Source organism: Pseudomonas agronomica, assembly GCF_025917275.1.
GTDB lineage: Bacteria > Pseudomonadota > Gammaproteobacteria > Pseudomonadales > Pseudomonadaceae > Aquipseudomonas > Aquipseudomonas agronomica.
In genome coordinates, this window is the sequence record NZ_JAOSHO010000155.1 from 1 (window position 1) to 10475 (window position 10475).

Annotated in this window: 10 protein-coding genes; 7 read left to right on the forward strand and 3 right to left on the reverse strand. The window is 61.0% G+C overall.

Annotated features, from left to right (window positions below; genetic code table 11):
• Nucleotides 1-272: 272 nt before the first annotated feature.
• A complete protein-coding gene (gene yihA, locus OC610_RS13340; protein ID WP_264428251.1) occupies nucleotides 273-914 on the reverse strand; it encodes a ribosome biogenesis GTP-binding protein YihA/YsxC in 642 nt (213 codons plus the stop codon).
• 191 nt (nucleotides 915-1105) lie between these two features.
• On the opposite strand from yihA, the gene OC610_RS13345 reads away from it, so the two are divergent.
• From OC610_RS13345 to OC610_RS13375, 7 genes are all read left to right on the forward strand, one after another.
• Nucleotides 1106-1396 (forward strand): c-type cytochrome, encoded by a 291-nt coding sequence (locus OC610_RS13345; protein WP_030138991.1) that lies wholly within the window; start codon nucleotides 1106-1108, stop codon nucleotides 1394-1396.
• Nucleotides 1397-1442: 46 nt separating this feature from the next.
• Entirely contained in the window at nucleotides 1443-2054 is a 612-nt protein-coding gene (locus tag OC610_RS13350; protein ID WP_264428252.1) for a c-type cytochrome, read from the forward strand.
• Between the two features lie 197 nt (nucleotides 2055-2251).
• A complete protein-coding gene (locus tag OC610_RS13355; RefSeq protein ID WP_264428253.1) occupies nucleotides 2252-2896 on the forward strand; it encodes a thiol:disulfide interchange protein DsbA/DsbL in 645 nt (214 codons plus the stop codon).
• 14 nt (nucleotides 2897-2910) lie between these two features.
• Complete coding sequence (locus tag OC610_RS13360; protein ID WP_264428254.1) at nucleotides 2911-3789, forward strand: endonuclease/exonuclease/phosphatase family protein; 879 nt, start codon at nucleotides 2911-2913, stop codon at nucleotides 3787-3789.
• The gene (locus OC610_RS13365; RefSeq protein ID WP_264428255.1) at nucleotides 3786-5792 is read left to right on the forward strand and encodes a GGDEF domain-containing protein; all 2007 of its coding nucleotides are present in this window, start codon (nucleotides 3786-3788) and stop codon (nucleotides 5790-5792) included. The genes OC610_RS13360 and OC610_RS13365 overlap by 4 nt, the downstream gene beginning before the upstream one ends.
• A gap of 103 nt (nucleotides 5793-5895) precedes the next feature.
• The gene (locus OC610_RS13370) at nucleotides 5896-6675 is read left to right on the forward strand and encodes an N-acetylmuramoyl-L-alanine amidase (RefSeq protein WP_264428256.1); all 780 of its coding nucleotides are present in this window, start codon (nucleotides 5896-5898) and stop codon (nucleotides 6673-6675) included.
• A 75-nt stretch (nucleotides 6676-6750) separates the two neighbouring features.
• Nucleotides 6751-8364, forward strand: coding sequence for an EAL domain-containing protein (locus tag OC610_RS13375; RefSeq protein ID WP_264428257.1), 1614 nt, complete (start codon nucleotides 6751-6753; stop codon nucleotides 8362-8364).
• Nucleotides 8365-8371: 7 nt separating this feature from the next.
• On the opposite strand, the gene OC610_RS13380 is transcribed toward OC610_RS13375, so the two are convergent.
• Together OC610_RS13380 and OC610_RS13385 are read right to left on the reverse strand one after the other, a co-directional pair.
• Nucleotides 8372-10162: a KinB sensor domain-containing domain gene (locus OC610_RS13380; RefSeq protein ID WP_264428258.1), complete on the reverse strand. Its 1791-nt coding sequence runs from the start codon at nucleotides 10160-10162 to the stop codon at nucleotides 8372-8374.
• Nucleotides 10163-10172: 10 nt separating this feature from the next.
• Nucleotides 10173-10475, reverse strand: a 303-nt coding sequence (locus OC610_RS13385; protein WP_332880475.1) for an AAA-type ATPase lid domain-containing protein, incomplete at its 5' end; no start/stop codon positions are given.

The following is a 10475-nucleotide window of genomic DNA, read 5'->3' on the forward strand; positions in this document are numbered from 1 at the left end:
CGGGGATAAATCCCCTCGCCACATTGACCACCGTGAATTCACGAGCGGCGTCATTAGCTCTGAAGATTCCTACAGTTATTTCCAAAAAAATCTGAACTAAACCCGTGAAATCCTACTCAGAGATTCTGAATGGCTGGTGAAGCCCTTCAATGCTCCTATGTTGTGTTAAGTGTTGGCAGATATCTGGACCCCGCCCTAGCGGTCCGGAACTTGGACCCCGAACTTCCCCCTCCCCATACGAAGTCCGGGGTTTTTTTTGCCTGCGATTTGGCTTATTCAGCCGCGTCGCTGCCCTTGTCCGCCAGCTCCATCCAGTCGGCCAGCACCGTGTAGGCTTCTTCCAGGCCCATGCGCTTGGGGGCCGAGAACAGCTGGATGGTGATCGCCTCACCCCAGCCTTTGCGAATCTCCGACTGCACCTTGAGCAACGTGTTCTTGGCGGCGCCGTAGGTGAGTTTGTCGGCTTTGGTCAGCAGGATGTGCATAGGCATACCGCTGGCGACTGCCCAATCGAGCATCAGCAAGTCGAAGTCTGTCATCGGATGGCGGATGTCCATCATCAGGATCAATCCTTTCAAACTTTCGCGGCTGCCCAGGTAGGCTTCCAAGTGGCGTTGCCAGTGTTGCTTGAGTGGAATAGGGACCTTGGCGTAGCCGTAGCCGGGCAGGTCGACCAAACGGCGTTCATCGTCTAGCTTGAAGAAGTTCAAGAGCTGTGTGCGGCCCGGGGTTTTCGAAGTACGGGCCAGGCTCGCATGGGTCAGGGTGTTCAGCGCGCTGGACTTACCGGCGTTGGAACGCCCGGCGAAGGCCACTTCGAAGCCCTCGTCGTCAGGGCATTGATCGACTTTGGCGGCGCTGAGCATGAAGGTGGACTGTTGGCACAGGCCGAGGATGGGGTTCTTCAGTTGCATGGGATTTCCGATGTGGGCGGCGTCGGGAATGGACGCGGCAAGCTGTGTCGTTTCCGTTTCAGTGACGCCAGTATATAATGCCGCAGATTTTGTGTGCGCTTTGTCCCAGCGTAGGATGAAGCTCACGGGAGCGACCGACCGAAATTGCGCACTAGAACGCAGCTCGCTCTCAACCCTGAAAAGGTCGTTTTATGACGAAATGGCTGCTAGCCGCCGGTGTCTTGATGCCGCTTTACAGCGCTCAGGCTACACAGGATCCGGAAGCTGTGTACAACCGTGTTTGTGGTGCTTGTCATTCCGGCCAACTGCCCACGGCGCCCCGCAAGGGTGACCGGGAAGCTTGGACGCCAAGGTTGGCGAAAGGTATGGGGACGCTGGTGCAACACGTGACCCAGGGTTTCAAGGCGATGCCGCCGCGTGGTTTGTGCATGGACTGCAGTGCCGAGGATTACCAAGCCATCATCCAGTGGATGAGCGAGTAAACCCGGTCCATAACTCTTTAACCCTTAGCCGTAGTTGGATTAGCTGATGAACAAACTGATCGTGAGTCTGCTGTTGACCTTGGGGATGTCCGGCGTAGCCCACGCCGCAGGCGATGCCGCCGCCGGCCAGGCAAAAGCGGCCGTATGCGGGGCCTGCCACGGCCCGGATGGCAACAGCATGGCGCCCAACTTTCCGAAACTGGCGGGCCAGGGCGAGCGTTATCTGACCAAGCAATTGCATGACATCAAGGACGGCAAGCGTGTCGTCCTGGAAATGACCGGCCTGCTGACCAACCTGAGCGATCAGGACCTGTCGGACATCGCCGCTTATTTCGCCAGCCAGAAGGGCAGCGTCGGCGCCGCCGATCCAAAACTCGTGGCTCGCGGTGAAGCACTGTTCCGCGGCGGCAACCTGGACAAGGGCTTGCCCGCCTGCACCGGCTGCCACTCGCCGAATGGCAGCGGCAACGCCGCCGCAGGCTTCCCACACCTGGGCGGCCAGCACGCGCAATACGTCACCAAGCAATTGACCGATTTCCGCAAGGAAGAAGGTGGTCGTGCCAACGACGGCGACGCGATGACCATGCGCACCATCGCTCGCAAGCTGAGCGACGAAGACATCGCCGCTGTGTCGAGTTATATCCAGGGCCTGCATTAAGACCGCTGGCCAGGCGTCGCGAGGTTTGCATTTCCCGCAACGTTAACACTCGATTAATCTCTCGATGCAAACATCAAAAGGGTGGCTTTGGCCGCCCTTTTTTGTGGCCGCTGCCGTTACACTAGCGAACTTGAACCCGCCACGGTCTGTCTTAGAAACAGGTCTCGCGAGGCCACCTCATTGTCCAGGAGTAAAGCATGCGTAATCTGATCATCAGCGCCGCGCTCGTCGCCGCCAGCCTGTTCGGCATGGCCGCCCAAGCCAACGCCGAGGAATCGAAAGCCCCTTACGTCGAGTTGTCCAACCCCGTTCCGGTGGCTGTGCCTGGCAAGATCGAAGTGGTGGAACTGTTCTGGTACGGTTGCCCGCATTGCTATGCGTTCGAGCCGGTCATCAACCCATGGGTTGAAAAACTGCCTTCAGACGTGAACTTCGTGCGCATTCCGGCCATGTTCGGCGGCCCATGGGACGCCCACGGCCAGATGTTCCTGACCCTCGAAGCCATGGGCGTCGAGCATCAGGTTCACGCTGCGGTGTTCAATGCGATCCAGAAAGAAGGCAAGAAGCTGACCAAGAAAGAAGACATGGCCGAGTTCCTCGCGACCCAGGGCGTCGACAAGGACAAGTTCCTGGCCACGTTTGACTCCTTTGCCATCCAGGGGCAGATCAAAAAGGCCCGTGAGCTGGCGAAGAAATACGAAATCACCGGCGTACCGACCATGATCGTCAATGGCAAATACCGCTTTGACATCGGCTCCGCTGGCGGCGCGGATGAAGCGCTGCAACTGGCCGACAAGCTGATCGCCAAAGAGCGGGCGGCGACCAAGGCCGCTGCCAACTAAGCGCAGCGCCTGCCATGGCCCGCTGGAGCACCGAACGCATCGTTGGCCTGCATGAAGCACGGGTCAACGAGCATCATGTCGCGTCCACGGGCCTGCCTGCCGACAGCCGTCTGCGGCTGCTCAGTTTCAATATCCAGGTCGGTATCAGCACCGAACGTTACCGGCATTACCTGACTCGGGGCTGGCAACATTTGCTGCCCCATACGGGACGCGCCGGCAATCTGCAGAAGATCGGCGACCTGTTGAAGGATTTCGATCTGGTGGCCTTGCAGGAAGCCGACGGCGGAAGCCTGAGGTCCGGCTACGTCAACCAGGTCGAGCACCTTGCCCAACTGGGCGCGTTCCCCTATTGGTACCAGCAACTCAATCGCAACCTCGGCCGTCTCGGCCAGCACAGCAATGGTGTGCTGAGCCGCTTGCGGCCGTGGGCGATCGAAGATCATCCGCTGCCGGGCCCCAAGGGGCGTGGGGCGATCCTTGCGCGTTTTGGCGAAGGTCCGGAGGCGCTGATCGTGGTCATGATGCACCTGGCACTCGGGGCGCGTACCCGCACGATGCAACTGGCGTACATTCGCGAGCTGATTGGCGGGTACAAGCATCAAGTGCTGATGGGCGACATGAACACCCACGCCACCGACCTGCTGCAGACCTCGCCCCTGCGCGACCTTGGGCTGCTTGCTCCACAACTTGAAGCGACATTTCCCAGTTGGCGCCCTCAACGCTGCCTGGACCATATCCTGCTGAGCCCGACCCTGACCCTCGAACGGGTCGAGGTGCTGGCCCAGCCCATTTCCGATCACCTGCCGGTCGCGGTCGAAATACGTTTGCCGGGTTCGCTCACGGCTGATGCATTCCCCGCCCTGAGTCCTGCCCCTCGCGGATCCGATGAATGAGCGACGACGCCGAACGCTGGAGAGAAAAATACCTCAAGAGCATCGAACAACAGGAAAAGCTCGAGCGCCGCTGGGACGCTCGGCTCGACTTGTTGCGTCGTGGCCTGGTGCGCAGCACCCTGGCCGCCGAGGGTACCGATCGGGCCGTTGACCAGTGCATGAAAGAAATGCGCGAAGTGGTGCGTACCGACAACATGGACGCCGCCCTCGCCGCCTTGCTTCCGCGCCTGGAGAAAGCGGTACTTGATTCCGAACAGCGTCGAGAGACTCGCGCGGAACAGGTGAGCGCGGCGCTGACGGCCCTGGTCGCCCAGTTGCAGAGCCTGCCGCTGCCCAAGGAAGTCAGCCGGCCCCTGAAGAAGTTCTCCAAGCAACTGGAGGCCCGGGCCGACCAGGCGCGGGAAATCCCGCTGTTGCTCAGTGAACTCAGTCAACTGCAGGGCCAGGCGATCAGGGCGTTGGAGACGCCGGAAGAGCCAAGCCGTCCCGGCCTGCTTCAACGGCTGTTCGGCGGCCAGGAGCACTCGGAAGCAACGCCCGCGGCCGCACTGACGCCCGAAGCCGAAGCGGCCCCGCCCCAGGCAACGGATACGGCAGCCGTCGCGCCGGCGCCGGTATCCACAGCGGAACAGGTACGCGCACCGGACAAGGCGCCCGAGCCGGTGGTATCTATTGAGACAGTCGACGAGCCTGATCCGGCACCGGCACCGGCACCGGCATCAGCACCAACACCCGTCGAGTCACCTGCTCAGCCGAGCATCGAGTCGGCGCCGCCGCCCCTCGATGAACCCACCGACCCGGTGCCCGTTGCCCAGAATCCCGACGAGCTGACGCCAGAGGAACCGCCCGAGCCCATCCTCGAGGCTACACCCGCTCCGGAAGAACCGGCCGAGCTTCCCCCCGCAGCGGTCGATCCGGACGAGTCGCCCTATAACCTGCCTGATTCCCCGGAGCCGTCCTACAGTTCGGTCGCTCGCCACATCGAGGACACGTTGCTGGGGCTGCTGGGCGACCTGACGTTGCCGGAGCGGCATCGTCCTCAAGCAGAGTCCATGCGGGAACGGCTGAAAAATGGCTTGAACTGGTACGAGCTACTGCCGGTGCTTGATGACCTGGCTGTGCTCATGCTGGCGATCACCGACAGCGGCCAGCACGAATTCGAAGCTTACCTGCAGCGGCTCAACGATCGGCTGGAGTCGTTTCAAAATACGCTGCGAGCGGCCAGTGAAGACCACGCCGATCACTCGTCGGCCTCCAGGGAGATGGACACCCAGATCCGCGAGCAAGTCGATGGCCTGCAAAACAGTGTGCAGCAGGCCGATGACCTGGAGAGCCTCAAGCACGTGCTGGAAAACCACCTTGAAGGTTTGCTCGGCACGATGGATCAGCACCAGAAACAACGGGATTTGCGCGAGCAGGAAGTGTCGGCTCGCCTGAAAAGCCTGGCCGAGCGCGTCGCGTTGATGGAGCAGGACGCCCTGATCGTTCGGGAGAATCTTGAAGAGCAGCGGCAAAAAGCGCTGATCGATCCGCTGACCGGCTTGCCCAACCGCGCCGCCTGGAGCGAACGTCTCGAACAAGAAGTGGAGCAATGGCAGCGGCATGGCAACAGCTTGCTGATTGCCATACTCGATCTGGATCATTTCAAGCGGATCAACGACAACTATGGTCACCTGGCCGGCGACCGCGTGCTGAAGCTCATCGCCTCGGTGCTGCGCAAGCGGGTGCGCGGTGGCGATTTCATTGCCCGCTTCGGCGGCGAAGAATTCGTCCTGCTCGTGCCCGATACGCCTCTGGCCGCCGGAGCGAAATTGGCCGAGGCCTTGCGTGCGGCCATCGAAGCCTGTCCATTTCACTTCAAAGGCGAGCCGGTCACGGTCACGGTGTCCATGGGCATGACCGCATTCAAACCCGGAGAACATAGCGATCTGGTGCTTAAAAGAGCCGATCAGGCGCTATATCGAGCTAAAAACGCAGGGCGTAACCGCGTGGAGCTGGGCTGACGCTTCAATTGTTCCAAATTGTTTAATGTCGAGGCCCAATCGGATCATTTCGGAGCGATACGTTACACTGTTGCATTATTTTTTCTGCATGCACGCTATCGCCATGAAATTTGCCCCGCTTCTTGTTTCGTTGCTTCTCCTGGCCGGTTGCGCGAGCGGCCCCCGACTCGACACCAGCCATCCCTCGGTCAACCACGACAGTCGAATCCAGTTCGTCGTGGTGCATTACACCTCGGCGTCCCTTGAGCGTTCCCTGTCCCTGCTGACCCACGGCGAAGTCAGTGCCCACTACCTGATCGGCGATGACAAGAATGCAACCATTTACAAGCTGGTGGACGAAAGCCGCCGGGCCTGGCATGCGGGGGAGAGTGAATGGCAGGGCCGGACCTGGCTCAACTCCAGCTCCATCGGCATCGAAATCGTCAACCCGGGCTATACCGATACCCCCACCGGACGTCTCTGGTACCCCTACAGCGAAGCTCAAGTCCAATCCCTGATCGTCCTGCTCAAGGACATCACCCGGCGTAACGCCATCAATCCGGTGAACATCATCGGTCACAGCGACATCGCGCCCATGCGCAAACTGGACCCCGGCCCGTTGTTTCCCTGGAAACGCCTGGCCGAGGCCGGCTTGGGCGTATGGCCAGACGAACGGGCAGTCGCTCGCGAGCAGGCCAACTACGTGGACCAGCTCCCCAGCGCCAGTTGGTTCCAGGCCGAGTTGGCGCGCCTCGGCTACCCGACGCCCCGTACGGGTGAATGGGACGTTACCACTCATCAGGTAATGGCCGCGTTCCAGATGCGCTATCGACCCGCCCGGTTCGATGGTCTGCCTGACGCGCAAAGTGCAGCGATCCTGGCGGTCCTCAACCAGACAAAATAATGACGCCCGTCCGACTAATCGGACCAATTTCAAAACAGAAGCTATAACTCATTGGTAACTTTCGGATTACCAACGATGACGGCTGCCCGCGAAACCCTGCAGAGCTGGCTCCATCGCCCTATTTTCCTGGCGATGGTCGCGGCTGCCCTGAGTACCGTGCTGTTGCTGGCGGGAAGCCTGTTCGTGGTGATGCAACAGATCCAGCAGCGCGAAAGCGACCAGATGAATGCCCAGGGCGAACGTTTTCTGCAGCGCCTGGAGCAGCTTTTCGGCCAGCTCCGCGAAAGTCTCGATGACTTGCAGGCGCAACCGTTGCGAGGTTGTGACGATGAGATGATCGCCACGTTGCAACAGGTCAGCTTCAATTACCGCTTTGTCTATGAAGCCGCTTATATCGATAGCCACGGCGTGTGCTCCAATCGGCCGCGCCAGAGCGGCCTGTCGTTGGCCCGCCCACCGGACCTGCGAGGGCCGGCCTACAGTTACTGGCTCAACACCACCACGGAGCCCGACGAAAATCGTGCCGCCCTGATGTTGGGGCGTGGCAATTTCCGGGTCGCTACGTCGCGCGGGCACCTGACCGATGTTGTCGACCTGCCCCCCGGCAGCAGCCTGCTGGTGGTCCTGGATGAGGGCGAGCGGGCCATTCCGGTCCTTGGCACCGAGCAACGCTGGCCGCCGACGGAGCCATGGCCACCGAAAAGCCGGGACGCGTTGCAGGTGACCCAGACCCGGCTGATCTACCGGATGCCGACCGATAACCCGGAATATCAATTGGTGCTGATCGCGCCGCGCAACGGCCTTCGTATTCCCGCCAACGCTTGGTGGATGCTGCCGATCAGCTTGATGCTCGGCCTCGGGATCGGCTTCCAGGTCTTTTTGTTGGCGCGCCAACGTCAATCCATGGATGCAGAGCTGCACGGGGCCATCCGGCGCGGTGAGTTGCAGGTGCTGTACCAGCCGATTTTCGACCTGCGCAGCCGCAACTGCGTTGGCGCCGAGGCGTTGCTGCGCTGGCGACGACCAGACGGCACGCTGACCAGTCCGGACCTGTTCATTCCCATGGCGGAAAACACCGGGCAGATTCGCCAGATCACCGACTTCGTCCTGCAGCGGCTGTTCGACCAGCTGGGCCAGTTGTTGCGCGCCAACCCCCACCTGTACATCTCGGTGAACCTCGCGGCCTGCGATGTGACGGTGCCCCGCATCGGGGAAGTGATTGCCCGCCTGCTGGCGCGGCATCGTGTGTCGGCGCACCAGATTGCATTCGAAGTGACTGAACGCGGACTGGTCGATGTGCTGGTCGCGCGCGATAACCTGCAATCGCTGCGGGACCTGGGGCATCAAGTCCTGATCGACGATTTTGGCACCGGTTATTGCAGCCTGGCCTATCTGCAGACGCTGCCGGTGGATTGCCTGAAGATCGACAAGGCCTTCATTGACGCCTTGGGCCATGATGCCGCCAGCAGTGGCGTGGCGCCGCATATCATCCGCATGGCCCATGCCTTACAGCTCAAGGTGATTGCCGAAGGCATCGAACATGAAGCCCAGGCGTCTTATTTGAGCAGCGAAGGCGTTAAGTTCGGTCAGGGTTGGCTGTTCGCCCACGCGCTCAGCGCGGTGCAGCTCATCGAATTGATCACCCGCGGTCGACGCTTGCTCGGACGACGCCTGGACGACGAAGCGTGACGCGGTTTCAGACCGTCAGGGCCATATAAAACTGGGTGCCCTGCCCTGGCCTGGAATACACGCCCATGCGTCCACCATGCAGCTGGACGATCTCCTTGCACAACGCCAGGCCGAGCCCCGCGCCGCCCTTTTTGCGTCCGACCTGGACGAAGGGTTCGAAGATCCGGCCCTGCTGGCCGTAGGCGATGCCCTCGCCGTTGTCTTCAACGCTGATGATCACTCGCTCGCCATGGCGTCGGGCCTGCAAACGGATCTGGCCGTCATCGTTGGTATGACGCATCGCATTGTCGATCAAGTTGTCCAGGACTCGTTCCAGCTGCGCGGCGTCGGCATGCAGGCGCGGCAACGGACCCTGGATTTCCACGAGCAGCTCGATGCCCTTCGCTTCGGCCTGCTCGGCGAACCGCAGGCGGGCCGCGTCCAGCAGCTGCTCGATGGAGCAAGGCGCCAGGGTGAGTTTCTGCAAGCCGTTCTGATAGCGGGAAAAGTTGAGCAGGTCGTTGATGAGCTGCATCAGCCGCTGCATTTCTTCATTGACCGTATTGAGCAGATCCGCCTCGCGAGAGTCCTCGGGGAAGTGCACGCGCTCCTGCAGCAGCCCGAAGGCCATATGCATGCCCGTCACGGGTGTGCGCAGTTCATGGGACGCTCGCAGTACGAATTCACTGCGCACCCGCTCGAAGGCGCGCTGTTCGGTGACGTCATGCAACACCATCACTGCCCCGAGAATCTGGCCCTGGGTATGGATGACCGGCGTCAGGCTGTAAGTCAGCACGCGGGATTCGCCATCCACCTCGATGCTCAGGTCGTCTGGCGCACGCTCTTGTGAACCACCGCGCAGGACCACTTGCAGCTCGTCATCCAGCTCGATACGTCCGAGCGCCTCGCCCAATCCTTGGCCCAGGCGTTCCTGGTCCCAGCCCAGTTGCCGTTGCGCCACCGGGTTGAGGTGCTCCAGCCGGCCCTGGCGGTCGATCATCAGCAAGCCGTCGTCAATGCTGTCGAGCACGGCTTGCAGGCGTTGCTGGCCGGCGAGCAGTTCATCGACATTGGTGGCCTGATGTTCGCGCAACGCTTGGGCCATGATGCCGAAACGACGCGTCAACAGGTTCAATTCCGCCGCTGATGAGATGGGCAGGGTCACCTCGAAATTGCCTTGGCCTATATCGTCCGCCGCGGCCGCCAAGGCCTCGATCGGCGCGCCGAAACGCCTGGCTATGCCGTGGGCAGTCACGAAACCGATAATCAGTACCGCCAGGCCCACCAGGCCCAGCAAGCTGGCAATCAGAAGCGCCCGTTCACGGGCGCGATCCTGTGTATCGCTGATTTTGTTCAAGGCGTGTCGATAGCCATCGATCAAGCCGCCGCGCAGCACATTGAATTTTTCGGTGAGGTCTTGATTGTTGCTCAGTGGCGTCGATTGTTGGCGAGATGCGTCGAAAGCCTGGATAAAACTGATGTAATCGGCTTTGGCGTGGCTGAAGCGGGCGGCTGAATCGTCCTGTTCTCGCTCATGGGCAATGCCCTCATCCAACAACTCGAAATATTGGCGCTTGGATTCTTCCAGCGCCGCCAGATCGGGTTTTTCCTGGAGCATGATCATCAACTGATCACCCAGCGTCTGGCGCAACTTGAGGCCCAGGTCGAGCAGGATAAAGTTGTCGCGCACGGACTTTTCCTGGGTATTGGCCATCTGCATGACGCTGACGAGGCCGAGCACTAGCCCCAGCAGCGCCACGGTAATCAGTGCCGAAATACTCAGGAACAGCCGTGTGCGCAGCTTCATCGCCAGTTTCATAAGGTGGCGCTCACAGGTTGTATTGCTTGCGTTTGCGGTACAGCGTAGACGCATCGATGCCCAGGGTCTTTGCCGCTTGGTCGAGGGTATCGGCGGTGGCCAGCACCGCGCCGATGTGGGCCTTCTCCAGTTCGTCGAGGCTCAGCGCGGCGCCGATTCGCGGGGCGTTGTTGACCGGTTGCTCGGCCATGCCCAGATGGCTGATTTCGACTTTTTCCTGCGGGCAAATGATGCTGGCACGCTCGACCACGTTGCGCAGTTCGCGAATGTTGCCCGGCCAGCGATAACCCAGCAGTGCCTCGCGCGCTTCGTC

Excerpts from the sequence above, each read along its gene's own strand:
- OC610_RS13365 (WP_264428255.1), top strand. The coding sequence starts at position 3,786 with ATGAGCGACGACGCCGAACGCTGGAGAGAAAAATACCTCAAGAGCATC.
- OC610_RS13370 (WP_264428256.1), top strand. The coding sequence starts at position 5,896 with ATGAAATTTGCCCCGCTTCTTGTTTCGTTGCTTCTCCTGGCCGGTTGC.
- OC610_RS13355 (WP_264428253.1), top strand. The coding sequence starts at position 2,252 with ATGCGTAATCTGATCATCAGCGCCGCGCTCGTCGCCGCCAGCCTGTTC.
- OC610_RS13360 (WP_264428254.1), top strand. The coding sequence starts at position 2,911 with ATGGCCCGCTGGAGCACCGAACGCATCGTTGGCCTGCATGAAGCACGG.
- OC610_RS13350 (WP_264428252.1), top strand. The coding sequence starts at position 1,443 with ATGAACAAACTGATCGTGAGTCTGCTGTTGACCTTGGGGATGTCCGGC.
- OC610_RS13375 (WP_264428257.1), top strand. The coding sequence starts at position 6,751 with ATGACGGCTGCCCGCGAAACCCTGCAGAGCTGGCTCCATCGCCCTATT.
- OC610_RS13345 (WP_030138991.1), top strand. The coding sequence starts at position 1,106 with ATGACGAAATGGCTGCTAGCCGCCGGTGTCTTGATGCCGCTTTACAGC.
- yihA (WP_264428251.1), bottom strand. The coding sequence starts at position 914 with ATGCAACTGAAGAACCCCATCCTCGGCCTGTGCCAACAGTCCACCTTC.
- OC610_RS13380 (WP_264428258.1), bottom strand. The coding sequence starts at position 10,162 with ATGAAACTGGCGATGAAGCTGCGCACACGGCTGTTCCTGAGTATTTCG.